The 25,705-nt window shown below is 55.9% G+C and carries 23 protein-coding genes and 1 tRNA gene; 18 read left to right on the forward strand and 6 right to left on the reverse strand.

The window, feature by feature from the left end; genetic code table 11:
• The first annotated feature begins 48 nt into the window (after window positions 1-48).
• The 6 genes from ACIQW9_RS10250 to ACIQW9_RS10275 all read left to right on the forward strand — a co-directional run bounded on the left by ACIQW9_RS10250 (window position 49) and on the right by ACIQW9_RS10275 (window position 5,695).
• Entirely contained in the window at window positions 49-1,197 is a 1,149-nt protein-coding gene (locus tag ACIQW9_RS10250; RefSeq protein ID WP_402336248.1) for a D-alanyl-D-alanine carboxypeptidase family protein, read from the forward strand.
• Window positions 1,198-1,368: 171 nt separating this feature from the next.
• Window positions 1,369-2,217 carry a D-amino acid aminotransferase gene (locus ACIQW9_RS10255; protein WP_402336251.1) on the forward strand — a complete coding sequence of 283 codons (849 nt, stop codon included), beginning with the start codon at window positions 1,369-1,371 and terminating at the stop codon, window positions 2,215-2,217.
• A gap of 51 nt (window positions 2,218-2,268) precedes the next feature.
• Window positions 2,269-2,538 (forward strand): DUF493 family protein, encoded by a 270-nt coding sequence (locus ACIQW9_RS10260; protein ID WP_402336253.1) that lies wholly within the window; start codon window positions 2,269-2,271, stop codon window positions 2,536-2,538.
• A gap of 8 nt (window positions 2,539-2,546) precedes the next feature.
• Window positions 2,547-3,197, forward strand: a complete 651-nt coding sequence (gene lipB, locus ACIQW9_RS10265) for a lipoyl(octanoyl) transferase LipB (protein ID WP_402336255.1) — start codon at window positions 2,547-2,549, stop codon at window positions 3,195-3,197.
• Window positions 3,198-3,357: 160 nt separating this feature from the next.
• Window positions 3,358-4,365 carry a lipoyl synthase gene (gene lipA, locus ACIQW9_RS10270; RefSeq protein WP_402336258.1) on the forward strand — a complete coding sequence of 336 codons (1,008 nt, stop codon included), beginning with the start codon at window positions 3,358-3,360 and terminating at the stop codon, window positions 4,363-4,365.
• Between the two features lie 40 nt (window positions 4,366-4,405).
• A complete protein-coding gene (locus ACIQW9_RS10275) occupies window positions 4,406-5,695 on the forward strand; it encodes an MFS transporter (protein WP_402336260.1) in 1,290 nt (429 codons plus the stop codon).
• Window positions 5,696-5,714: 19 nt separating this feature from the next.
• Here the strand turns inward: ACIQW9_RS10275 and ACIQW9_RS10280 are convergent, their stop codons facing one another.
• The gene (locus ACIQW9_RS10280) at window positions 5,715-7,571 is read right to left on the reverse strand and encodes an ABC transporter ATP-binding protein (RefSeq protein WP_402336263.1); all 1,857 of its coding nucleotides are present in this window, start codon (window positions 7,569-7,571) and stop codon (window positions 5,715-5,717) included.
• A gap of 183 nt (window positions 7,572-7,754) precedes the next feature.
• Between ACIQW9_RS10280 and ACIQW9_RS10285 the strand changes: the two genes are divergently transcribed.
• The 9 genes from ACIQW9_RS10285 to ACIQW9_RS10325 all read left to right on the forward strand — a co-directional run bounded on the left by ACIQW9_RS10285 (window position 7,755) and on the right by ACIQW9_RS10325 (window position 18,820).
• Complete coding sequence (locus ACIQW9_RS10285) at window positions 7,755-8,201, forward strand: CopD family protein (protein ID WP_402336266.1); 447 nt, start codon at window positions 7,755-7,757, stop codon at window positions 8,199-8,201.
• Window positions 8,202-8,531: 330 nt separating this feature from the next.
• On the forward strand, window positions 8,532-11,456 hold the full coding sequence (locus tag ACIQW9_RS10290; RefSeq protein ID WP_402336269.1) for a monovalent cation/H+ antiporter subunit A: 2,925 nt from the start codon (window positions 8,532-8,534) through the stop codon (window positions 11,454-11,456).
• On the forward strand, window positions 11,456-11,797 hold the full coding sequence (locus tag ACIQW9_RS10295; protein WP_402336272.1) for a Na+/H+ antiporter subunit C: 342 nt from the start codon (window positions 11,456-11,458) through the stop codon (window positions 11,795-11,797). The genes ACIQW9_RS10290 and ACIQW9_RS10295 overlap by 1 nt, the downstream gene beginning before the upstream one ends.
• Window positions 11,797-13,425 (forward strand): monovalent cation/H+ antiporter subunit D, encoded by a 1,629-nt coding sequence (locus ACIQW9_RS10300; RefSeq protein ID WP_402336275.1) that lies wholly within the window; start codon window positions 11,797-11,799, stop codon window positions 13,423-13,425. Before ACIQW9_RS10295 ends, ACIQW9_RS10300 begins: the two co-directional genes overlap by 1 nt.
• Window positions 13,422-13,913 carry a Na+/H+ antiporter subunit E gene (locus ACIQW9_RS10305; RefSeq protein ID WP_402336277.1) on the forward strand — a complete coding sequence of 164 codons (492 nt, stop codon included), beginning with the start codon at window positions 13,422-13,424 and terminating at the stop codon, window positions 13,911-13,913. The genes ACIQW9_RS10300 and ACIQW9_RS10305 overlap by 4 nt, the downstream gene beginning before the upstream one ends.
• Before the next feature lie 12 nt (window positions 13,914-13,925).
• Window positions 13,926-14,204 carry a K+/H+ antiporter subunit F gene (locus ACIQW9_RS10310; RefSeq protein ID WP_402336280.1) on the forward strand — a complete coding sequence of 93 codons (279 nt, stop codon included), beginning with the start codon at window positions 13,926-13,928 and terminating at the stop codon, window positions 14,202-14,204.
• Window positions 14,201-14,575, forward strand: coding sequence for a monovalent cation/H(+) antiporter subunit G (gene mnhG, locus ACIQW9_RS10315; RefSeq protein ID WP_402336283.1), 375 nt, complete (start codon window positions 14,201-14,203; stop codon window positions 14,573-14,575). Before ACIQW9_RS10310 ends, mnhG begins: the two co-directional genes overlap by 4 nt.
• 145 nt (window positions 14,576-14,720) lie before the next feature.
• On the forward strand, window positions 14,721-18,092 hold the full coding sequence (locus ACIQW9_RS10320) for a DUF748 domain-containing protein (protein WP_402336285.1): 3,372 nt from the start codon (window positions 14,721-14,723) through the stop codon (window positions 18,090-18,092).
• Between the two features lie 146 nt (window positions 18,093-18,238).
• Window positions 18,239-18,820 (forward strand): hypothetical protein, encoded by a 582-nt coding sequence (locus ACIQW9_RS10325; RefSeq protein WP_402336290.1) that lies wholly within the window; start codon window positions 18,239-18,241, stop codon window positions 18,818-18,820.
• Between the two features lie 65 nt (window positions 18,821-18,885).
• On the opposite strand, the gene ACIQW9_RS10330 is transcribed toward ACIQW9_RS10325, so the two are convergent.
• On the reverse strand, window positions 18,886-19,071 hold the full coding sequence (locus ACIQW9_RS10330; protein ID WP_402336293.1) for a hypothetical protein: 186 nt from the start codon (window positions 19,069-19,071) through the stop codon (window positions 18,886-18,888).
• A 255-nt stretch (window positions 19,072-19,326) separates the two neighbouring features.
• Between ACIQW9_RS10330 and ACIQW9_RS10335 the strand changes: the two genes are divergently transcribed.
• The 3 genes from ACIQW9_RS10335 (at window position 19,327) to ACIQW9_RS10345 (ending at window position 22,692) form a co-directional block, all read left to right on the forward strand.
• Window positions 19,327-21,669, forward strand: a complete 2,343-nt coding sequence (locus tag ACIQW9_RS10335; protein ID WP_402336296.1) for a Tex family protein — start codon at window positions 19,327-19,329, stop codon at window positions 21,667-21,669.
• An 89-nt stretch (window positions 21,670-21,758) separates the two neighbouring features.
• Entirely contained in the window at window positions 21,759-22,073 is a 315-nt protein-coding gene (gene grxD, locus ACIQW9_RS10340) for a Grx4 family monothiol glutaredoxin (RefSeq protein WP_402336299.1), read from the forward strand.
• Window position 22,074: 1 nt separating this feature from the next.
• The gene (locus ACIQW9_RS10345) at window positions 22,075-22,692 is read left to right on the forward strand and encodes a UbiX family flavin prenyltransferase (RefSeq protein ID WP_402336301.1); all 618 of its coding nucleotides are present in this window, start codon (window positions 22,075-22,077) and stop codon (window positions 22,690-22,692) included.
• 94 nt (window positions 22,693-22,786) lie between these two features.
• Here ACIQW9_RS10345 and ACIQW9_RS10350 read toward each other — a convergent pair whose 3' ends face one another.
• The 4 genes from ACIQW9_RS10350 to ACIQW9_RS10365 all read right to left on the reverse strand — a co-directional run bounded on the left by ACIQW9_RS10350 (window position 22,787) and on the right by ACIQW9_RS10365 (window position 25,663).
• Window positions 22,787-23,998, reverse strand: coding sequence for a cation:proton antiporter (locus ACIQW9_RS10350; protein WP_402336304.1), 1,212 nt, complete (start codon window positions 23,996-23,998; stop codon window positions 22,787-22,789).
• 321 nt (window positions 23,999-24,319) lie between these two features.
• Window positions 24,320-24,395: transfer RNA gene (locus tag ACIQW9_RS10355), tRNA-Thr, on the reverse strand.
• Between the two features lie 27 nt (window positions 24,396-24,422).
• Window positions 24,423-24,941, reverse strand: a complete 519-nt coding sequence (locus ACIQW9_RS10360) for a ClpXP protease specificity-enhancing factor (RefSeq protein WP_402336307.1) — start codon at window positions 24,939-24,941, stop codon at window positions 24,423-24,425.
• 110 nt (window positions 24,942-25,051) lie between these two features.
• Entirely contained in the window at window positions 25,052-25,663 is a 612-nt protein-coding gene (locus ACIQW9_RS10365) for a glutathione S-transferase N-terminal domain-containing protein (protein ID WP_011872413.1), read from the reverse strand.
• Between the last annotated feature and the right edge of the window lie 42 nt (window positions 25,664-25,705).

Raw genomic sequence — 25,705 nt, forward strand, 5'->3', positions numbered from 1 at the left:
TTCAATCAGCACAGCCATGGTTACGCCATGCGCTCACACTAAAGTCAAATGAAAAAATTATTCGCGGCCCTCGCCGTTGCCGTTCTGTCACTCTCCACTGCCTTTGCGCAAGTTGTCCCAGCCCCAACCATTGCGGCAAAATCCTGGCTGTTGCTGGATGCAACCAGCAACCAGATCCTGGCATCAAACGAGGCGGATGCGCGCATCGAGCCGGCATCGCTGACCAAACTGATGACCGCCTATGTCGCCTTTTCCGCAGTCCAGGACAAACGTATCGCGCTGAATCAAATGATCACGGTATCGACGAATGCATGGAAGGTCGATCCTGAAAGCTCGAAGATGTTTATCGAGCCGCGCGTACCCGTCTCCGTCAACGACCTGCTGTACGGCTTGATCGTACAGTCCGGCAACGATGCCGCAGTAGCGCTGGCAGAAGCAGTGGCAGGCACCGAAGATGCATTCGCTGCCTTGATGAATCGTGAAGCAGAACGCATGGGCATGAAGTCCACGCGTTTCGCCAATCCGCATGGTTTGCCCAGCCCGAATAATTATTCGACCGCACGCGACCTGGCCGTGCTGGCCGCCCGTCTGGTCAGCGATCACCCCGAATTTTATAAAATCTATTCAACCAAGGATTTCACTTACAACAAGATCAAGCAATCCAACCGCAATCGCCTGCTGTGGCTGGATCCGACGGTTGACGGCATGAAAACCGGCTACACGCAGAATGCCGGCTATTGCCTGATTTCCACGGCAAAACGTCCGAACGGCGCAAATGAACGCCGCTTGATTTCGGTCGTGATCGGCACCGCATCCGACCAGGCACGTGCGCAGGAAAGCCAGAAGCTGTTGAACTGGGGCTTCCAGAATTTCGATGCAGTCAAACTGTATTCAAAAGATGTCGCGATCGATACGCCTAATGTCTGGAAAGGCTCGCAGAACAAGATCAAGATCGGTTTTACGCACGATGTGTTCGTGACAGTACCGAAAGGCATGGCTGGAAAAATCAAGCCTGTGCTGGCACGCAAGGATCCGCTCGTCGCGCCTATCGACAAGAACAGCCAGGTCGGCACCGTCAAGGTCATGTCGGCTGAAAACAAAGTCATTGCCGAATTGCCGGTGCTGGCGCTGGAGCAGGTTGGACCAGCCGGCATGTTCGGCCGCGCACTGGATTCCATCCGCCTGTGGATACATTGATCACCAGCGGCCACCCCGGCTGACGCTCAACGGCAAGTTTCATCCCTCCCCGGCTGAACTTGCCGTTTTTCTTTGGCGCACGCAACTAGCAAGTGCAGTTGCAAGGATTTCAACGCGGACACATGGTGTTTGTGCCAGAATTAACGCTTCACCAGCGATGCAAGAACAGCCATGGACGATCCCTTCGTATATCTGAACGGTACGATGACCCCTCTTTCCGAGGCAAAAATTCCGGTGCTGGATCGCGGCTTTATTTTTGGCGATGGCATCTACGAAGTCATTCCGGTCTATCAGCGCAAACTGTTCCGCTCCGCACAACATCTGCAGCGCCTGTTTCGCAGCCTGGCTGCCGTGAGTATCGCCAATCCCCATGATGTCCAGAGCTGGCTGGCCCTGATCGAGGAAGTAGTGCGCCGGCATCCGGCAGAAGATCAGTTGGTATATATGCAAGTCACGCGCGGCGTCGCCCAGCGCATGCACGCCTTCCCGCCAAACGAGCCGACACCAACCGTTTTCATCATGAGCAATTCGCTCCTGCCCTTATCCAATGAAGCGCGCGAAAACGGCGTTGCCTGTATATCAATGGAAGACCAGCGCTGGCTGCATTGCGAAATCAAATCCATCTCGCTGCTCGGCAACGTGCTGGCGGCACAGAACGCAGCAGTGCATGAGGCCAGTGAATCCATCCAGTTCCGCGACGGCTTTCTGACGGAAGGCTCGGCCTCCAATGTATGGGTCGTCAAGAATGGCCGCCTGATCGGGCCGCCGCGCGATAATCTGATACTGGAAGGCATACGCTACGGCCTGATGGAAGAATTGTGCACCGCCGACCGCATTCCATTCGAGACCAGGCGCATTACCCGCACTGAAGTATTTGCCGCCGACGAAGTATTATTGTCATCCGCGTCGAAAGAAGTGCTGGCCGTTGTCACTATCGACGGTCAGCCTATAGCAAACGGCAAACCCGGCCCCATATACAGGAAACTGTACGCAGCCTACCAGGCCGCCAAGGCAGCGTGAATTTTTAACCTTTACCTTGCATCCGGCATGCAAGCACCAACGATAGCCATCATGACTGAACCTACCGAAAGCCTGATCGAATACCCTAGCGACTTCCCCATCAAAATCATGGGTTTGATGCAGGATCAATTTGCCCAAACCATGCTGGAACTGGTCACGCTGCACGACCCGGAATTTCATGCCGAGAAAATGGAGATGCGTCCATCGTCGGCCGGCAAGTATCTGGCCCTGACCGTGACGGTGCGCGCTACCAGCCGCGAACAACTGGATAATTTGTACCGTGCGCTCTCGTCGCACCCGATGGTCAAAGTCGTCCTGTAAGCCGGCGCATGAGCGCAAGCACTTCTCCCCTCATCCGGCAGCGCGGACGCGAATCCTACGAGATTACCTACGCCGCGATGCGTGCATTTACCGATGCGCGCACGGCGCAGACTGCCGACGAATTGTGGGTAGTCGAGCATCCGCCGGTGTTTACACTCGGTCTGGCGGCTGATCCCACACACGTACTCGACGCGCACGACGTCCCGGTTGTGCAAACCGACCGCGGCGGCGAAGTCACGTATCACGGCCCCGGCCAGGTTGTCATTTACCTGCTGCTGGATTTGCGCCGCAATCACGCCGATGCGCGCATCTTCGCCCGCGAACTGGTCAATAAAATCGAGCAGGCGGTGATCGATACGCTGGCAGCGTATAATCTGGCCTGCGAACGCAAGGCTGGCGCACCCGGCATTTATCTGTCGGATGGCCCGCTGCAAGGCGCGAAAATCGCCGCCCTCGGTTTGAAAATACGCGGCAACGGTTGTACTTATCACGGCGTATCGTTGAATGTGGCGATGGATTTGACGCCGTTTTCATGGATCAATCCTTGCGGTTACGAAGGTTTGCTCACAATCGACATGCAAAGCCTGGGCGCACAAACAACATTAACTGCCGTGCAAGATACGCTGACCGAGAAATTGACGCACCATCTGTCCGGATAGAAGATCGCTGCCGACTGCCTTACCGTTTTACCTTGCTGTTTTGTATTACCTGCAACATCCATTTTTAACGCGGCAAAGACCAACGTCGGCGCCGCGCGTCCTTATCCAGCGCCGCACCCGGCACTGCCATGAGGACACCTGACGAAGAGCGACCAGCCCAATGACGATCGATACCAATCCAGAATCCTCCACACCTCCTGCTCCCGCTTACAATCCGAGCGAAAAACAAAAAGGTTCGGCCAAAACCATACGCATCCCGATCAAGGTGGTGCCTATGGAACGTTTGCCGAAACCGGACTGGATACGCGTCAAGGCCGGATCGCCATCGACCCGCTTTTACGAAATCAAGGACATCCTGCGCGCCAACAATCTGGTGACAGTGTGCGAAGAAGCCAGTTGTCCCAACATCGGCGAATGCTTCGGCAAAGGCACCGCGACTTTCATGATCATGGGCGACAAGTGCACCCGGCGCTGCCCGTTCTGCGACGTCGGCCACGGCCGTCCCGATCCGCTCGACGTGAACGAACCGGAAAATCTGGCGAAAACCATCGCCGCATTGCGCCTGAGCTACGTCGTCATTACCTCGGTGGACCGTGACGATCTGCGCGACGGTGGTGCCGGCCACTTTGCCGAATGCATACGCCGCGTGCGCGAACTGTCGCCAAATACACGGATAGAAATTCTGGTGCCGGACTTCCGCGGCCGCGTGGATAGAGCGCTGGAGATTCTCAATCTCGCACCGCCCGATGTCATGAATCACAATCTGGAAACCGCACCGCGCCTGTACAAGGAAGCGCGTCCCGGCTCCGATTACGCATACTCGCTGAACCTGCTCAAGCGCTTCAAGGCGCTGCATCCGAACACGCCGACCAAATCCGGCATCATGGTCGGCCTCGGCGAAACCGATGAAGAAGTGCTGCAAGTCATGCGCGACATGCGCGCACACGATGTCGACATGCTGACAATAGGCCAGTACCTGATGCCTAGCGGCGATCATCTGCCAGTACGTCGCTACGTACATCCGGACACCTTCAAGATGTATGAAGAAGAAGCCTACAAGATGGGCTTTGCGCATGCGGCAGTGGGTGCAATGGTGCGTTCGAGCTACCACGCGGATCAACAGGCGCATGGCGTAACAGTCGGCTCAAGCCAACTCCCGCATGACTGATCGAAAATAATAATAAAAATAGCAAGCAGGGAAAGCAATAATGAGCAGTCATCATGCCAATGGCAAAAAAATAAATTCGCCAGGCACCGTATTATTTGCCAGTCTGATTGGCACCACGATCGAATTTTTCGATTTCTACATTTACGCCACCGCTGCAGTGCTGGTGTTTCCGACACTGTTCTTTCCATCGTCCAGCCCGACCGCAGCCATGCTGCAATCGCTGGCGACCTTCGCGATTGCCTTTTTCGCGCGCCCTGTCGGCTCTGCCGTCTTCGGCCATTACGGCGACCGTATCGGCCGCAAGGCGACGCTGGTGGCAGCGCTGTTGACGATGGGGATTTCAACCGTGGCGATCGGCCTGTTGCCGACCTATGCTGCCATCGGCACCTTCGCACCATTGCTGCTGGCCTTGTGCCGCTTCGGTCAAGGCCTGGGTCTGGGCGGAGAATGGGGTGGCGCTGTCTTGCTGGCAACTGAAAACGCGCCACCGGGCAAGATCGCCTGGTATGGCTGCTTTCCGCAACTGGGAGCGCCGCTGGGCTTCTTTCTGTCCGGCGGGATTTTCCTGCTGTTGGGCGAAGTACTGACGAACGAACAATTCTTCAGCTACGGCTGGCGCATCCCTTTCCTCGCCAGCGCAGTGCTGGTACTGGTCGGTTTGTATGTGCGCTTGAAAATTACCGAAACGCCGGCCTTCCAGAAGGTGCTGGATAAGGGCGAGCGTGTCAAAATTCCACTGGCCACCGTATTCAGCGAACATGGTCGCATGCTGGTATTGGGCACCATCATTGCACTCGCAACCTTCGTGCTGTTTTATCTGATGACGGTATTCGCATTGAGTTGGGGGACGACCGCGCTCGGCTATTCGCGCCAGCAATTCCTGATTCTGCAATTATTTGCCGTGGTGTTCTTTGCGCTGACTATTCCGGCCTCTGCCTTGCTGGCGGACAAATACGGCAGACGCATCACGATGATAGTCATCTCCATCGCGATGATGCTGTTCGGCGTGCTGATTGCACCGATGTTTGTTGCGAACAGCATGATCAGCGTGACGATATTCCTGTCCCTGGGACTCGCCTTGATGGGCATGACTTACGGCCCGCTAGGCACCATGTTGTCGGAACTTTTCCCGGCTGAAATCCGTTATACCGGCGTTTCCCTGACCTTCAATCTGGGCGGAATTTTCGGCGCCTCGCTGGCGCCGTATGCGGCTACCTGGCTGGCGACCAATTACGGTTTGCATTACGTTGGCTACTACCTTTCCGGCGCCTCGCTATTGACGCTGATCGCCTTGCTGCTGGTAGCAAAACCGCACGCAGCCAAGGGTTAAACGTACGCGCGGGAGAAGTTCAGGCGTTGACGACGATCTGCTCGTCGTCCGCCTCTTCGCCCAAAAATCCGCCGCTCTGATGCGCCCACAGACGCGCATACAATCCATTCTGTTGCAGCAGTTCACGATGCGAACCCTGTTCGACGATGCGGCCTTTATCCAGCACGATCAATCTATCCATCGCCGCAATCGTTGACAGGCGATGGGCAATCGCCACCACGGTCTTGCCTTCCATCAGCTCATACAGACTGGCTTGAATCGCCGCCTCCACTTCCGAATCAAGTGCGCTGGTTGCCTCATCCAGCAAAAGAATCGGCGCATCCTTGAGCATCACGCGCGCAATCGCAATGCGTTGCCGCTGGCCACCGGATAATTTGACGCCGCGTTCGCCGACATGCGCATCGTAAGCGGTGCGTCCCTTGGCATCGCTCAGGGTCAAAATAAAATCGTGTGCCTCTGCCCGTTTGGCCGCGTCTATCATGTCCTCATCGCTGGCATCGGGGCGCCCGTACAGTATATTTTCACGCACCGAGCGGTGCAGCAGTGAAGTGTCCTGCGTCACCATGCCGACCTGCGCGCGCAAGCTGTTTTGCGTGACGTGTGCAATGTCCTGCCCGTCGATCAGGATGCGCCCCTGCTCCAGATCATAGAAGCGCAGCAGCAAATTGACGATCGTCGATTTGCCGGCGCCCGAACGTCCGACCAGTCCCACTTTTTCACCCGGGCGTATGGTCAGATTGAATTGATCGATCACCGTGCGCGTGCCGCCGTAGGCGAAGCCGACATTTTCAAACTTCAATTCGCCGTGCATCACCTGCAGCGCCGCCGCATCTGCCGCATCGGTAACCGTATGTGTACGCGCCAAGGTGTTGATGCCATCCTGCACGGTGCCGACCTGTTCGAACAGCGTTGCCATTTCCCACATGACCCAGTGTGAAATACCGTTCAGCCGCAAGGCCATCGCGGTGGCGGCAGCGACTGCGCCAACGCCCACCTGCCCCTGTGTCCACAACCACAATGCGACACCGGCGGTGCTGAGTATCAGCAGCATGCTCAAGGCATGATTGACGATTTCAAAACCGCTGACCAGACGCATTTGCCCATGCACAGCAGACATGAATTCCTGCATCGCGGTGCGCGCATAACCGGCTTCGCGACCGGCGTGCGAAAACAGTTTGACGGTACTGATGTTCGTATAGGCATCAGTGATGCGGCCTGTCATCAGCGAGCGCGCATCCGCCTGCGCTCTGGAAACATGGCTCAGGCGCGGCACAAAATAACGCAAGGCCAGCCCGTATATCGCAGCCCAGCTCAAGAACGGCAGCATCATCCAGGTATTGAAGGTGCCGACCACGCTCACCAGCGTGACGAAATAAATGATGACGAAGACCAGAATGTCGCCGGTAATCATGCACACGTCGCGCACGGCGAGCGCGGTCTGCATCACCTTGGTGGCGACACGCCCGGCAAATTCATCCTGATAAAAACCCATGCTCTGATTGAGCATCATGCGATGAAAATTCCAGCGCAACTGCATGGGGAAATTTCCCGCCAGCGTCTGATGCTTGAAAAAAGTCTGCAAGGCCACCAGCACCGTGCTCAACATCACCACTGCTGCCAGCAACAGCAAACTGCTGCGCTCCTGCGTCCACAGCATGGCGGGTTCGACCTTGGCCAGCCAATCGACGATGCGGCCCATCATCGCAAACAGCAACGCCTCGAAAGCACCTGTCATCGCCGTCAATATGGTCATCGCGGCCACATAACGCCGTGCGCCCTTGGTACATGCCCATACAAAGGCAATGAATCCGCGCGGCGGAGTGGCGGGAATTTCGTCCTGATACGGGTGCAGCAATCGTTCAAACCAGCCCAGCATTTACATCTCCAGATAATTCTTGGTACAAATAACATTGCGCAAGCAGGTACGCACACTGCGCTCATTTCTGTTGCGGAACGCATGATACGAGCGATTCCCTTGCACAGTCTGCAATTTTCTTTGTAATCCGCAGGCCTTCGGCTACCCTATGGCTCCCGACACCATTTCCGCAAAGAGCACATCATGATCATCGCGAAATTCTTGCATATTCTCGGCTTCACCGTTTGGGTAGGCGGCATGTTTTTCGCCCATAACGCATTACGGCCCGTCGCCGCAGTCACGCTGGAACCACCACAAAGGCTGACTTTATTGGCCGGCATCTTCACAAAATTTTTCGTATGGGTCTGGATTTCCATTGCGCTGATCTTCGGCAGCGGCCTGTACATGATGGCCCTGATCGGCAAGCCGCCAGTCTATATCACCCTGATGTTCGTCCTCGGCGTGATCATGGCCCTGATCTTTGCGCACATATTTTTTGCCCCCTACCGTCGCTTGAAACGCGCTGTCGCTGCGCAGGAATGGAAAGCCGGCGGCGCCGCAATGGGGCAGATCCGCAAGCTGGTCGGCATCAACCTGATACTGGGCTTGCTGACGATAGTCATCGGCTCGCTGGGTCCACTGGCGCGGTAACGGAAGCAGGAAGCGCAGGCAAGTGCAATGATTTTTTGCCCGCACAGCTTCCGCATACCCTTATAATGTTGATCGAAGCAAACATCAATGCGCACAAAACGGCGCATTGATTACCGCCTTGCGTTATCACGCATTGCACTCAACGCACCCCGTCGGGCTTCGGTCCGGCTGTTGAGAGTAGTATCCAGTCATCGACTGTGACCGCCGTATATCGTTCGCCCATCTCTGAATATATTGAGGAGATATTTTTTATCAATCAGAACTTCACGCGCTCATACGAGCATTGCCGCTAATGCCGGCTGATCGTTCTTGCTGAATTATTGACTGCGCATGCTTAGAACCCCCGAATCTCTATTGCTACTCGCCATCGTCGTCGCGCCCTTCATAGGCAGCGTGATCGCCGCATGCATGCCGGCCAACGCCCGCAATCGCGAGTCAATACTGGCCGGAGGTATCGCTTTATTCGGGCTGCTGGTATCGGCCTATCTGTATCAGCAAGTGGGTAGCGGTGAAGTCATACGCTACCAGGCCGCATGGATGCCGACATTCGGCGTGGATTTTGTCCTGCGCATGGATGGGCTGGCGTGGTTGTTCGTGATGCTGGTGCTGGGTGTGGGCTTGCTGGTCGTGCTGTATGCGCGCTATTACATGTCCGAGCAGGACCCGGTTCCACGCTTCTTCTCTTTTCTGCTCGCCTTCATGGGTTCGATGCTGGGCGTCGTGCTGTCCGGCAATCTGATCCAACTGGTTGTGTTCTGGGAACTGACCAGCATTACCTCTTTTCTGCTGATCGGTTACTGGCATCACCGGATCGATGCGCGGCGCGGCGCGCGTATGGCGTTCACCGTCACCGCCACCGGCGGCCTGTGTCTGTTGTGCGGCGTGTTGATTATCGGCCACATCGTCGGCAGCTACGATCTCGAGGCGGTGCTGGCCGCCGGCGATAAAATTCGCGCACATGACTGGTATCTGGCCGCGCTGATTCTGGTTGCGCTCGGCGCCTTGACCAAAAGCGCACAGTTTCCCTTCCATTTCTGGCTGCCACATGCGATGGCAGCACCTACACCGGTATCGTCCTATCTGCATTCTGCGACGATGGTCAAAGCCGGTGTGTTCCTGTTGATGCGCTTCTGGCCTGTTTTGTCCGGTACGGAAGAATGGATGTGGATCATTGCCGGCGCTGGCGTCTGCACCTTGCTGCTGGGTTCTTTTGTCGCGATCTTTCAGCATGACCTGAAAGGCTTGCTGGCATATTCCACCATCAGCCATCTAGGCTTGATCACAGTATTGCTGGGCATCGGTTCGCCGCTGGGCATGGTGGCGGCAATTTTCCACACGGTGAATCACGCGATTTTCAAAGCGTCGCTCTTCATGGCGGCCGGCATCATCGATCATGAAACCGGCACCCGCGACATGCGCGTGCTGCGCGGCCTGCGGCATGGCTTGCCGATCACGGCCAGGCTGGCGGTAGTCGCCAGCGCCGCGATGGCGGGCGTACCTTTGCTCAACGGTTTTCTTTCCAAGGAAATGTTCTTTGCCGAAACCGCTCTGGTCGGCGGCACGGAAAGCTGGTGGATGTCGTATGCCGCGCTCGCCATGGGCATTTTCAGCGTGACCTATTCCTTGCGCTTTATCAGTGTGTTCTTCGGCAAGCTGCCGTCAGATTTGCCGAAGACACCGCACGAACCGCCGCGCTGGATGCGCTTCCCGGTTGAATGTCTGGTGCTGCTGTGCCTGATCGTCGGCATTGTTCCGGGCATGAGTATCAAACCGTTTCTGGATAGCGCAGTGGTGTCGGTTCTTGGCGCACGCGCACCCGTTTACGATCTGGCGATATGGCACGGCTTCAACCTGCCGCTGGCAATGAGCTTTGCCGCACTCGCCGGTGGCGTGCTGCTGTATGTCATTCTGCGCAAATACTTTACGCTGCAGTCGCGCGATCGCGTGCCGGTGTTCCATCGATTGAGCGGTGCGCAAGCATACGAAAGCACGATGCTGCGCCTTACAGCCGGCGCGGCATTGCTGGTGAAATGGCTGGGCACAAAACGTCTGCAACCGCAGCTGTTTCTGATGATTGCCGCGATGATCGCCGTACCGCTGCTGCTGGTGCGGCCATTGCCGACATTGGCCGCCGTATCGCTGACCGACATTGATCCACTGTTTGCGCTGATGTGGCTGATCGGTTGCGCGTGCGCAATCGCGGCAGCATGGCAGGCCAAGTATCACCGCCTGGCCGCGCTGATCATGGTTGGCGGCACCGGCGTCGTTGTCAGCATGACCTTTCTGTGGCTATCCGCACCGGATCTTGCACTGACACAGTTGATGGTGGAAACCGTGACCACCGTGCTGATTCTGCTCGGCCTGCGCTGGCTGCCGCGCCGCATCGCACCGAAAGAACTCGAGATGGACGTACCGCGCACCGTCTGGCTGCGCCGTTCGCGCGACATGGTGCTGGCGATCGCTGGCGGACTGAGTATTGCTGCTGTCAGTTATGTAGTGCTGATGCATCCGCAGCCAGAAAGCATAGGCGATTTTTTCCTGCTGCGCGCGCTGTCGGAAGGCGGCGGCAGTAACGTCGTCAATGTGCTGCTGGTAGATTTCCGCGGTTTCGATACGATGGGTGAAATCACCGTGCTGAGCATCGTGGCACTGACCGTGTATGCCTTGTTGCGGCGCTTCCGCCCGGCGCCGGAAAGCATCGCCATTCCGGAACAGCAACTCAACAACAGGGACTTCGCCGCACAACAGTCGCCAGCGGAACAGGTCGATAGCGGCTACCTGATGATTCCCGGCGTCTACCTGCGTTTTCTGCTGCCCTTCATGGGCATGGTCGTGGCGTACTTTTTCATGCGCGGACATAACCTGCCGGGCGGCGGCTTTGTCGCCGGACTGATCTTCGCGGTCGCCATCATTATCCAGTACATGCTGGCAGGCACCACCTGGGTGGAGTCACACCTGCATCTGCGTCCGCTACGCTGGCTCTCGTTCGGCTTGATCATTGCATGTCTGACCGGCCTCGGTGCGAGCATACTCGGCTATCCATTCCTGACCAGCCACACGGCGCACCTGACGCTGCCGCTGCTCGGAGAAATTCATGTGCCCAGCGCCTTCTTTTTCGACCTTGGCGTGTTCGTCGTCGTGGTCGGCTCCACCATGCTGATTCTGGTCGCGCTGGCGCATCAAACCATCCGCAGCCGTCGTCCGCAAGCCGGCACGCCAGCGGAGCCGGCCGCCAACCAGCGAGGAATCATCTGATGGAAATTGTTATCTCCCTCGCCATCGGCGTGCTGTTCGGTTCCGGCATCTGGTTGCTGCTGCGACCGCGCAGCTTTCAGGTGCTGACCGGATTGATGCTGATGTCCTATGCCGTCAACCTGTTCATCTTCATCATGGGCCGGCTGTGGGTGAACCAGCCGCCGCTGACGCTAGGTACAAGCGTGCCCGATCTCGCCATGTTCAGCGATCCGCTGCCGCAGGCGCTGGTGCTGACCGCCATCGTCATCGGCTTCGCCACCACCGCACTCTATCTGGTGGTCATGATCGGTTCGCGCGGCCTGACCGGCACCGATCACGTTGATGGCGAGGAATCCGAATAATGAAACTGGATTGGAGCCAACATCTGATTCTGCTGCCGGTGCTGCTACCGCTGCTGTGCGGCGCGCTACTGATCATCGTCAACGAGAGCCGCCGCCAGTTCAAGTTCCTCATCAATTTTTCATCGGTGCTGCTGCAACTCACCGCTGCGATCATGCTGGTGAAGCTGACCGACAGCGCGCACTGGAGCGACAATATAGGCGTGTATCTGGCGGCCAACTGGTCGGCGCCCTTCGGCATTGCGCTGATCGCCGACCGCCTGTCCGCACTGATGCTGCTGCTGACCGCTCTGCTGGCGACTGCCGCCCTGCTGTATTCGATGATGCGCTGGAGTCGCATTGGCGTGCACTTCCACACACTCTTCCAGTTCCTGCTGATGGGCATCAACGGTGCCTTCCTGACGCACGACCTGTTCAATCTCTTTGTATTCTTTGAAGTCATGCTGGCAGCATCCTACGGTTTGGTGCTGCACGGTTACAACACCAGCCGCATACGCGCCGGCATGCAGTACATTGCCGTCAATCTGGCCGCGTCGCTGCTGTTTCTGATCGGCGTGGCGCTGATCTACGCCAGCACCGGCACGTTGAACATGGCCGATCTGGCTGCGCGCATAAGCGAAATCGGCACAGAAGATTTGATGCTGTTGAAGATAGGCGTCGCCATCCTGGCGATTGCTTTCCTGGTGAAAAGCGCCATGTGGCCGCTCGGCTTCTGGCTGCCGACCACCTATGCCGCCGCCTCGCCGCCTATCGCCGCCATGCTGGTGCTGATGACCAAGGTCGGCGCCTACATCATTCTGCGTCTGTGGCTGCTGGTCTTTTCTCCTGAGGCCGGCGCTGCCAGCGGTTTCGGTTTCAACGCACTGCTGTGGGGCGGCATGGCGACCATCGTGTTCGGCGCCGCCGGCATGCTCGCCAGTGAAGTACCGGGGCGCATGGCCGGTTACGCTGCCATCGCTTCATCCGGCACGCTGCTGGCAGTAGTGGGCTACGGACAGGCATCGCTGGTCACCGCCGGTCTCTATTACCTGTTGGGTTCGACGCTGGCAGTCGCCGCCTTCGTCCTGTTGATCGAACTGATAGACCGCATACGCTCCGCTGGCGCCAGCATGCTGGCACTGACGATGGAAGCGTTCGCCATTGAAGAAGCGCCGGAGGAAACGGCCGGCGTCGGCATTCCGGGCGCCATGGCTTTCCTCGGCCTCGCCTTTTCCAGCTGTGCGCTCATCATCGCCGGCCTGCCACCGCTGTCGGGATTCGTCGCCAAGTTCGGTCTGTTCCATGCGCTGCTGAATCCGGATGCAGCGAACATCACCGTCACTTCCACCACATGGGCCTTGATGGCGCTCATCGTACTGTCAGGTCTGGCGGCGATTATTTCATTGCTGCGTTTCGGCGTGCGGACATTCTGGGCCTCGAGTACGATCACTTCGCCGCGCCTGCATGTCACGGAAGTATTGCCGATCAGTTTTCTGCTGTTGTTGTGTGTGGCCCTGACCGTGCAGGCCGGCCCTGTCTTCGACTATCTGGGACGCGCCAGCGCCGATCTGCATCGCCCCGCGCAATATATAGAGCGCGTACTATCCGAGCCTGTGGTGCCGAGCATGCGCAAGGAAGGAACTCTGCCATGAAACGCTGGCTGCCTTCACCGATGATGTCTTTCGTGCTGCTGCTGTTCTGGCTGCTGCTCAACGAAAGCCTGGAACCGGCGCAAATCTTACTGGGCGCCGTACTTGCCGTTGTAGTGCCGCTGCTGACGCGACCGCTGCAGCCACTCGCTTATCCACGGTTGGCGAAACCATACTTGCTGCTGCGTCTGCTCGGCATGGCGCTGATCGAAATAATCCGTTCGTGCTTCAATGTCAGCTGGTTGATCTTATCTTCCCGCCGCGACAAGCTGAACTCGCAGTTCATCCGGATTCCGCTCGATATCCGCAATCCGTACGGACTGGCACTGCTGTCGTGCCTGATCAATTCGACGCCGGGCACGGTGTGGGTGGAAATCCTGCCTGACAACTACGAACTGTCGCTACACGTATTCGACCTGCACGATGAACAATGGTGGATCAATACCATCAAGACGCGCTACGAAAAACCGCTGATCGAAATTTTCAAATAGGAGAAAGCTCGCATGACGACACTGCTGCAGCTGGCGGTCGGATTCGCCTTCATCTGCATCCTGCTGGCGATGCTGTTCTGCACGATCCGCCTGCTCATAGGCCCGACGGCGCATGATCGCGTGCTCGCACTGGACACCTTGTGGATGTGCGCGATGCTGCTGGCATTAATGCTGGGCATACGTTTCGGCGACCTGATCTATTTCGAGGCGGCGCTGATGATCGCCCTGCTGGGTTTTGTCTCAACCATGGCGCTGACCAAGTTTCTGATGCGCGGGGAGATTATTGAATGAACGGATTCGAGAACGTCCCCGCATGGGCCGCACTGCCGATGGCATTGCTGCTGATCCTGGGCGGCAGCATCATACTGATCGGCGCCCTCGGCCTGATGCGTCTGCCCAGCTTCTATCAGCGCATCCATGGCCCGGCGATCACCGTCACGCTCGGTGCCGGCTGCCTGCTGCTGGCGTCGATGCTGTATTTCACCGTACTGCAATCGCGGCCAGTGATACATGAAATCATTATCGCCGTCTTCATCCTGATGACGGCGCCGGTGGTGTCCATGCTGCTCATGCGGGCGGCGGTCTATCGGAATTTGCGCACCGGCAAACACGAAGCCAGCGCCGATACCGGTGAAGTCTACCCCTTCCCCGAAGAGAAATAACAGGCTGTGCGGCAGATGACACTGCCGCGCAGCCTGCTTCGCTGCGCATCAAGCGGCAGCACATCTTCTGTTCATATCGACAACATCCTTTCTGCCTGACTGGTAGAATTCCTGAACACTCACTCGCGGCTCATGCTGAACTCCCATGTCTAACATCCGCCCTCGACTCGCGCTATTCCTCCGCAATTTTTCAGCCCGCCCGGCAGTACGGCGTAGCGCTATCGGCGTGCTCGCATTCGTGGTTCTGCTCGGCCTGTTCGGCTACTTTGCGCTACCGGGCATCATCAAATCGCAAGCGGAAACATTGATTACCGAAAAACTGCACCGCCAGACCACGATAGGCAAGGTCGAAGTCAATCCCTACACGATGCAAGTCACCATCCACGACATGAAGCTGATGGAACCGGAAGGCGATGTCGTCTTCGCGAGTTTTGAAAAGCTGATGGTGAATGTCTCCTACAAGTCGCTGTTCCGTCTGGCGCCCGTAGTGCAGCAAGTACAGTTGAGCACACCCTATATCCATCTGGTGCGCAAGGATGCGACGCACTACAACATCGACGACATCATCGCGCTGATCAACAGCCAGCCACCCTCACCCGAGCCGGCGCGCTTTTCCGTTTTCAATATCGAACTGGACAAAGGCCGCATCGAATTCGATGACAGGCCGGCACAAACCGTACACCAGGTAGCCGATCTGAAAATCGGCGTGCCGTTTGTATCGTCGCTGCCGTCCCAGACCGATGTCTTTGTCGAACCTCTGCTGAGCGCCACCGTCAACGGTTCTCCGCTGCTGATCAAGGGGAAAACCCATCCGTTTGCAGATACTGTCGATGCCGTGGTCGACCTCAATCTGGACGATATGGATCTGACTTCTTACCTGAAGTACATCCCCGGCACGCCGCACTTCAAGGTACCGAGTGCGCGACTCGATCTGCACATGACGGCCAAATTTCGTCAACCCAAGGATCAGGCTCCAGCCCTGCTCCTGAGCGGCGATATCAAACTCAAATCCTTGCAAGTAAACGATGAAAGCGGCAACTCGATCGTCAAATTGCCGGAATTAAGCGTCACGCTAAACGAAGCCCGCGTCTTGAGCGAACGATTTGAAGTCGCCAAACTTTCCATCAACGGCATCGCCGCGGATATCACGCGCAAAGCCAACGGCCAGTTTAATTTTGACAATCTGCTGACGCCGCCAACGCCATCGGCTGACGCCAGCGCAAAGAAAGCGGCAGCGACAACCTCCGTTGCCACTACGTCGGTCAGTTCAGCGCAAGCACCCACAGCAAACACTGCATCTGCAACGCCAGCACCAGCCAAACCTCCGGCCGCATTCACCTTCGCGCTGGCGGAACTGGAAGTGCGCAATGCAGCCTTGCGTTACGTCGATGCGCATGAGACCCATCCGGTGCTGGCCAATATCGACAAATTCGATCTGACGGTGCATAAGATAGAAGTCGATATCGGAAAAAAAATCGTCACTGTCGATGAAGTGGCATCGAACCAGGCCGGGTTCGCCTTGCAGCAAGGGAAAGCCGGACGCGAAGCAGTCGTAATACCCAAAGCCGGCAGCACCAACGCCGCGAAGAAAAAAACCTCGGCCGCAAATGATGCCGCCTACATCGTCAACATCAACAAGGTCAACATCAGCAACTGGTCGGCACGACTGGAAGATCGCAGCCTGAAACGTCCTGCCGTCACCGTGATCGAACCGCTTAACCTGGCGATGCAAAACCTGTCCACCAGGGAAAATGCACGCGGGCAGATAGATCTGAAAGCGACCTTCAATAAAACCGGTCAGCTGGCCGTCAACGGCAGCGTCGGCATGGCGCCACTGCATACCAATCTGGCGCTGGATTTCAAGAGCGTCGACATCATGCAGCTGCAGCCCTACTTCACCGATCAAGTGAATATTCTGCTGACGCGCGCCGACATTTCCGGCAAGGGAACGCTGCAAGTCGATCAGGGTAAAGGCGATGCCTTGCTGGGCGGCTTCAAGGGCGATCTGACGCTGGGTAATCTGGCAACGGTGGACAAACTCAGCACCAATGAATTCCTGCGCTGGAAGTCGCTGAGCTTCGGCGGCATGGATGTCAAACTGTCGCCATTTTCGCTGAGCATCGATCAGGTTGCGCTGAACGACTTCTTCGCCCGCATCATCATCGACCCTACCGGCCGCATCAATCTGCAGGACGTGAAACGTAGCGAAACCGTCGGCCAGAAGAGCGTCACTGAAGAACACAAGCCAGCCACAGCCACGCCTGCAGTGGCGACGAGCACTGCAGTCTTGCCGCCACCAAAAAAATCCACCAGCGACATCCCGCCGATTAAAATCAAAAAACTCACGCTGCGCGGCGGCGACATCCGCTTTACCGATAACTTCATCAAACCGAATTACTCGGCCGACCTGAAGAAGTTTGGCGGCACGATCAACGGCCTGTCATCCGATCCCAACTCCAGCGCAAATGTCGATTTGAAAGGCCAGGTCAATAGCGCACCGCTCGCCATCGCCGGCAAGATCAATCCGCTCAAGGGCGATCTGACGATGGATATCAAGGCGGAAGTGCACGGTATGGAGTTGGCACCGCTGTCGCCTTATTCCGGCCGCTACATCGGCTATGGCATAGAGAAGGGCAAGCTGTCCTTCGAAGTGGCCTATCAGGTTGAAAACCGCGTACTCAGCGCACAAAACCGCCTGGTCCTGGAGCAGCTCACGCTCGGTAACAAGCTGGAAGGCCCCGATGTACCCAATCTGCCAGTCAGTTTTGCACTGGCCCTGCTGCGCGATCGCAACGGCGTGATCGACATCAACCTGCCTATCGGCGGCTCGCTCGACGACCCGCAATTCTCCGTCGGCGGCATCATCGTCAAAGTGATCGTCAACCTCATCACGAAAGCGGTGACCGCACCGTTCGCGCTGATCGGCTCCCTGTTCGGCGGCGGTGAAGAATTGTCGAATCTGGAATTCGACGTCGGTCGCGCTGCGATCAACGATACCGGCGAAAAGAAACTTCAGTCGATGGCAAAAATACTGCTCGATCGCCCTGCATTGAAACTGGAAATCACCGGCCGTAGCGATCCGGAAACCGATCGTGAAGGCTTGAAAAAAGCATCGATAGACCGCAAGGTACGCGCACTGAAACTGAAAGACATGGTGGCACGCGGCGAATCTGCCGATGCCGGCAGCGTGAAGGTGACGCCACAGGAATACCCGGCTTTGTTGAAGCGCGTCTACAAGGATGCCGACTTCAAGAAACCGCGCAATATGGTCGGCCTGCAAAAAGACTTGCCTGTGGATGAAATGGAAAAACTGATGATCGCCAACACCACCATCAGCGACGACGACCTGACCGCACTCGGCAATCGTCGTGCGCAAGCGGTCAAGGATTGGTTGCTGCAATCCGGTCAGGTACCCGCAGAACGTATTTTCATACTGGGTTCAAAATCCGGCAATCAAGGTGCCAAAGATGATGCGGCTAAAGCAAAAGCGAGTCGCGTTGATTTTTCTTTGAAATGACGGTGACTGTATAAGAGCAAAGCGATGCTGACGCTTTTCCTAACCAGTAACCATGCGGATTTCCAGGGGATGGCGTTGTTGAGTTATACAGCACGCTCCGTTGTTATCCATCACTTTTTCTGTATAACAAATGAGCCATATTCGCCATGTTAGAACTCACAGGTCTTGTCTTGGCAATGCTGGGACTACTCTTTGCATTTGACACTCCTAGAAGAAAACTAATTGCCTTTTTTCGCAAAACGCCAAGCATCGTACACAGCTTCAAGATCCACACACACGTTCATGTTCACAATGACGGAAAAACGCTTGGGCCATTAGGTACGAACAAAACCGACAAGACGTACAACCTCGCATGGTCTGTGACAAACAACACGGATGGACCGCTTCAAATTGAGCGAGGCATCTTCATGAGGCAAGCCAAACCCGGTATGCCCGAGATACTTTTTACCCCACCTGAGTTCACAGAGCAAACAACCATTCTTATTGGGCACTCTTTGACTTTACTGGAATTTGAGTTAATTCCTAGGCAGATTGAGCACTACAGACATTGGATGCGAGAGTGCAGTGCTTTTGGACTGAAGTCGCCCAATGGTCAAAGCTACTTTATTCCTAATGACCAATTCACTAAATTCGGATTGAATTTGCAAACAATAGCGCTGGAACATGGCTTACCCGAAACAGTTAAGGAAGGGAAAAAGCTCGTCATTGAGGTCAAGAAAAATATCTAATTTTTTGTCCAAGGGAGAGGCTTCGCTCGTAAACTAGCTGCGCGCCCCTTACGCCCGACATTAGCCTAATCTGTCTTTTTATTTAAGTTCATCACCATCACGGTTTTTGGTTCGGCAAAGCCGAAGGCGAGCCGAACCTGCAGTGTCCGCTGCTGACGCTGCCGGTTGTGCCGTGCAGAAAATGGAAAGAGAAATGGGCGTTGTTTGAGCCGCAGGCGAGTTTCGCCCGTTTCCCATTTTTTGCGCGGCATAAACGGGAACCCGCAGGGCAGCGGCTGTGCGGTCGCCTTCTTTTGCTTACTTTTCTTGGCGAAGCAAGAAAAGTAAGTAGCCGCCGGGCTACCCCCGGCAACTGAGCATCAACGAAGAACAAAAAGAATTACCTGTCAAACAACGAACAACAATCAAAATAAAACACCTGACACACCACTTCCACCACTGTCAAGACTGGCACATTCGCGTCAATTGCGTATCATCTACCCTCGCTTTACTTAATCTGAAATCTCATGCTCCCTTCCATAGAACAACGTCTCGCCGTCGAACTCGCGGCCAAGCCCGCACAAGTTGCTGCCGCCATCACACTACTGGACGAAGGCGCCACCGTTCCATTTATCTCCCGCTACCGCAAGGAAGCAACCGGCGGCCTCGACGATATTCAATTGCGCCTGCTGGAAGAACGCCTGCGCTATTTACGCGAACTGGAAGACCGGCGCGCCGCGATTGTGGCGTCTATTGAAGAACAGAAAAAGATGACGCCGGAATTGCTTGACGCCATCATGCACGCCGAAGATAAAACGCGACTGGAAGATTTGTATTTACCGTACAAGCAGAAGCGTCGCACCAAGGCGCAGATCGCCGTCGAAGCCGGCCTGACGCCGCTGGCCGACGCATTGCTGGCCGACCCGACGCTGAATCCGGAAGAAGAAGCGGCGAAATATCTGAAGCCCGCTTTCACGGTAGAGGGCATCGACAATCCGGGCGTCGCCGATACCAAGGCCGCGCTCGATGGCGCGCGCCAGATTCTGATGGAACGCTTTGCCGAAGATGCAACGCTGCTGCAGGCCTTGCGCGAATATCTGACCGAGCACGGCATCGTCGAATCCAAGGTCGTCGAAGGCAAGCAGGATGCCGGTGAAAAATTCGCCGACTATTTCGATTATTCGGAAACCATCGCTACCATTCCATCGCACCGCGCACTCGCAATGTTTCGCGGCCGTCGCGAAGAAATGCTGAACGTGAATCTGCGTCTGGATACCGAAGAAGAAAAACCGAAATGGGATGCGCCGCATAATCCATGCGAAGGCCGCATTGCGTCGCGCTTCGGCATCAGCAATAAAAATCGCCCTGCCGACAAATGGCTGGCCGACACCGTGCGCTGGACCTGGCGCGTGAAAACCTTCATGCATCTGGAAACCGAGTTGATGACCAACTTGCGTGAAAAAGCAGAGGTCGAAGCCATCAATGTCTTCGCACTGAATTTGAAAGCGCTGTTGCTCGCCGCGCCAGCCGGCCCACGTGCCACGATGGGCCTCGATCCCGGCTTGCGTACCGGCGTCAAGGTCGCGGTGGTCGACGCCACCGGCAAGGTGGTCGATACCGCCACTGTTTATCCGCATCAGCCGCGCAACGACTGGGACGGCACCTTGCACACGCTGTCGCAACTGGCAGAGAAACACAAGGTCGCATTGATCTCGATCGGCAACGGCACCGCTTCACGCGAGACCGACAAGCTGGCGCAGGATTTGATCAAGTTGCGCCCTGAATTGAAGCTGACCAAGATCGTCGTGTCTGAAGCCGGCGCATCGGTGTATTCAGCCTCCGAATTCGCCTCGCGCGAATTGCCGGATATGGACGTATCCATCCGCGGCGCGGTATCGATTGCACGTCGCTTGCAAGATCCGTTGGCAGAACTGGTCAAGATCGATCCGAAATCGATCGGCGTCGGCCAATATCAGCATGACGTCGGCCAGACCCAGCTGGCGCGCTCGCTGGACGCCGTGGTCGAGGATTGCGTGAATGCGGTCGGGGTAGACGTCAATACTGCATCTGCACCTCTGCTGGCGCGCGTTTCCGGGCTCAGCAGCAGCGTGGCGCAAAGCATCGTCAGCTATCGCGACACGAAAGGCATGTTCACCTCACGCGCCGATTTGCGCGCAGTACCGCGCCTGGGCGATAAAACCTTTGAACAAGCCGCCGGTTTCCTGCGCGTGATGGCTGGCGACAATCCGCTCGATGCCTCCGCCGTCCATCCGGAATCCTATCCGCTGGTGGAAAAAATCCTGGCCGACATCAAGAAAGATGTCAAAAGCATTATTGGCGACGACAAGCTGTTGAAATCGCTGAATCCGGCCAAATATGCAGATGAGAAGTTCGGCGTGCCGACCATCACCGATATCCTGAAGGAACTGGAAAAACCCGGCCGCGATCCGCGTCCTGAATTCACGACGGCAACCTTCAAGGATGGCGTGGAAGAAATCCGGGATTTGCGCCCGGACATGATACTGGAAGGCGTTGTGACCAACGTTGCCGCTTTCGGCGCCTTCGTCGATATCGGCGTGCATCAGGATGGTCTGGTGCATATTTCCGCGCTCTCCAACACCTTCGTCAAGGACCCGCATACGGTGGTCAAGGCCGGCCAAGTGGTAAAAGTGAAAGTGCTGGAAGTGGATGAAAAACGCAAACGTATCGCTTTGACCATGCGCCTTTCGGATTCCGCCCCTGTTGCCGGCAGCAAGCCGGAACAACGTGCTGACCGTAACGACAGCAAGCGCCTGGCACAGCATCAGCAACGTCCGGCAGCGGATAGCGGCAGCGCGATGGCAGCGGCTTTTGCCAAACTGAAGGGATAATCGGCAGAAGCGGCCGGATTTTCTTATAATGACGCATTAATGCAAGATCACCTGCGCAAATACAGCGCATCAACTATAGCGAGGCAGTAATGAGTGACGACGTACAATCCTGGATCAAAGAAACCGTAGGCCAAAACCCGGTCGTTTTGTTCATGAAGGGCACCGCCCAATTCCCGCAGTGCGGCTTCTCCGGCAAGGCCATCGCATTGCTGAAAGAAAGCGGCGTGACCGATCTGGTTACCGTCAATGTGCTGGACGACGCCGAAGTACGCCAGGGCATCAAGGATTTCTCGCAATGGCCTACCGTACCGCAGTTGTACGTCAAAGGTGAATTCATCGGCGGTTCCGACATCATGAACGAAATGTTCGCATCCGGTGAACTGCAAGCATTGCTGAAAGCCTGAGATGACAGCGTCTGCTGACGCTGTCGTATTACCGACGCCGCGCCCGCAGCGATTCATTATCGCCATCACGGGCGCCACTGGCGTTATCTATGGGGTACGCCTGCTACAGGTACTGCGCGGCATTCCTGCTATAGAAACGCATTTGCTGATCTCCGAAGCCGGCATGCTGAATCTGCATCAGGAACTCGACATGAAGCGCAAGGATGTCGAAGCGTTGGCCGATGTGGTTCACAATGTGCGTGATGTAGGCGCCTCCATTGCCAGCGGCTCGTTTCAATCCGACGGCATGATCATCGCGCCCTGTTCGATGAGAACGCTGGCCGCCGTCGCGCACGGCCTGTCCGACAATCTGATTGCACGCGCCGCCGATGTGGTGTTGAAAGAACGCCGCAGGCTGGTCTTGATGGTGCGCGAAACACCCTTCAATCTGGCGCACCTGCGCAACATGACAGCCGTGACGGAAATGGGCGGCATCATCTTCCCGCCGCTACCCGGCTTTTACCACCGCCCGGCATCCATTGCCGAAATGGTCGATCACACGGTAGGACGCGTACTGGATTTATTCGAGATTCAACACACGCTGACACCGCGCTGGAATGGCTTGAAAGCCCAGTCGTAGGCAGCTCGCATGCAGCCTCATGCGTATGCCTCACCGCACACTATCAATGCACTTGCCAGCCCGATCCAGTGAATGACTGGATCGGGCTGATGCATTATTTCGTCTTGAAAATCAGCGATTTCAAGCGCTGCAATTTTGGATAAACGACGGGTACCGTCAACATGGTGCTCGCGATCGCCATCAACAATAATGCAGTGAAGGTTTCGCTGGTAATGATTTGTTTGTCGAGCAGGATATTGACGAAGATGATCATGATCAGAGCCTTGGTTTGCAGCAGCCAGCCTATGATCGACGCCTCGCCTTTTTCCCATTTAAGAATTTTCCCCGCAGCGTGGACGCCGGCCAGCTTGCCGATGATCGAAGCAACGAGCAAGACTGCTGCAGCAGCAAATACAACCGTGCCACCCACTGCCCAGTTTGTTTTCAAACCGGTACTGAGGAAATAAACCGGCATGATGACGAGCAAGACGTTATGGCGCAGGAAATCCATTTTTTCCTGATTGAACCAGTGGGCGTCCATGATCGCGCCCGCCAGAAATGCGCCGACCATGAAATGCAAGCCGGCCCAATCGGCGGCAAGGCTGCATACGGCCAACCAGATCAGGCTGACGTACCAACGGTCCTTTTCCTCCAGCCAGATCATTAATTTGCGGAACAGGAAAGTCGCTACCGAGAAGCCGATCAGAAATGCTGCCTGCCTACCCACGCGTGTCCAGTCCAGCAAAATGATGGCGAGCACACCCCAGATTGCAACGTCGTCCAGACTGGCATAACGCAAGATACGCTGACCGATAGGCTGGCGTAGCACTTCCAGTTTTTCCATCAGCAGGATCAGGATGGGTAATGCAGTAACCGCGCATGCCATGCCGACACCAAGTACGAATTGCCAAGTGTGGGCTTTGGGACCGATCCAGCCGCTGTATAGCAGCAAACCGGCCGCCGCTACACAACCGAACACCAGTGGACTGCCAAGTGCAAGACTTGCGGTAATGAAGCTTTCGCGACGATGTTCCCATGCTTTTTTCAAATCAAGCTCGATGCCGGCAATCATCACGAAAATCATGACCGACCACCATGCGATGCCGTTAAGGGAATGAATGACGGTAGGATTGAACACGAATGCAAAGTAGTCGGGATAGATTGCACCCATTACGCCAGGCCCAAGCAAAATGCCGGCGATGATCTGCACCACGACGAGCGGCGCATAATAATCGGTCTTGAATAATCGCCAGATCAGGTAAGGGACGCTGAAAATAAGCAGCATTGCGATCAAAAAAATCTCGGTGGTGCTCATTCCCACATGCATGGATTTCTACCTTGTTGGATGGTTGAAGTACGCGCTACGGCTACAGTGGCCATCATCTCAACCTGACAACTCTCGACAGCGCGACTGCAAATGAGTTTCAGATTGTACTTTAGACAATCTCCACTGTGCGCGCCGACGCACTAAAAAGTGATGAAGGTCTGTATAGGAATCGCGACAGGCCGATCTGCGTGCCGATGCCCGTGCTCGCTGCGCTCAAGTTGCGAACGAAATATCAATGAGGATACGGGAGAAGAAGCCGGGAAGATGTTTTGCGCTCTGAAAACCAAAACGCCTCACATACAATATGTGAGGCGTTAATTTTGGTGCCGACTGCCGGTTTCGAACTGGCCACCTGATGATTACAAATCAACTGCTCTACCAAATGAGCTAAGTCGGCGAAACTTTTCGCAGCGCGTATTCTACGCTATTTAATGCGCGTTAGTGTAGGTCGCCCACCTTTTTTTGGCGGATCCGGTTCATTATCTGAATGATCGGCGTCTTCTTTCTCACTCTGCTGATTGTGCATGGTAGGCACCGAAGTCAGCATCGGCGCAGAAGATGTTGCCCCACCCTGTTCGTCAGCGGAAAAATCATCCGCCAATTCATCGACAGACTGCGCGTCAGCACTACGGTCGATTGCTTCAAACGCCATGCCTTGCCCGTTTTCGCGCGCATATATCGCCGTCACATTATCGACCGGAACCGAAATGTCGCGCGATACGCCACCGAAACGCGCACTGAAGCGGATTAAATCGTTTTCCATCTTCAAGCCGCTGGTGGCGCTAAAGCTGATGTTGAGCACGATTTCGCCATTCTTGACGAACTCCATCGGCACTCTGGTGCCGGCGTCGACTACTGCGGCCATGTAGGGCGTGTACCCGTTGTCGGTGCACCATTCGTATATGGCGCGCAACAGATAAGGTTTGGTAGATGTTTCAGACATGATGATGGCAGGTTCCATGCATGCAAAAAGTGTGACATGAAATTCAAAAGATGTCGTTGAATAAAATACAAGCTTTCATGCAACAACATCTTTTGATACATGCTCGACTTTTAGCGGCGCATGACCTTTTCAGAAGGGGTCAGTGCTTCGATATAGGCAGGACGCGAAAAAATGCGTTCTGCATATTTCATCAGCGGTGCAGCTGTTTTCGACAGTTCGATGCCGTAATGATCCAGACGCCACAGCAACGGTGCAATCGCCACGTCCAGCATCGAGAATTCATCGCCCAGCATGTACTTGTTTTTCAGGAACAGCGGAGCCAGCGTGGTCAGGCGATCGCGAATTTCGTTGCGTGCCTTTTCCTGCGCTTTTTCACCGCTGCGACCCTTGTCGTTTTCAAGCACGTGCACGTGAATGAACAATTCTTTTTCAAAATTGAACAACATCAGACGCGCGCGCGCGCGCATCAGGGGATCCGCCGGCATCAATTGCGGATGCGGGAAGCGCTCATCGATGTATTCATTGATGATGTTGGATTCGTACAGAATCAAATCGCGCTCAACCAGAATCGGCACCTGGCCGTACGGGTTCATCGTCGAAATATCTTCCGGCTTATTGAACAGATCCACATCGCGTACTTCAAAGTCCATGCCTTTTTCAAACAGGACCAGTCGGCAGCGTTGGGAAAATGGGCAGGTAGTGCCCGAATAGAGAACCATCATTTTTATAGTTCCTTAGAAACAAAAGGGTGAGACGCAACACGG

The sequence above is a fragment of the Herminiimonas sp. NPDC097707 genome, assembly GCF_044761395.1.
In the GTDB taxonomy this organism is placed as follows: Bacteria; Pseudomonadota; Gammaproteobacteria; order Burkholderiales; family Burkholderiaceae_D; genus Oxalicibacterium.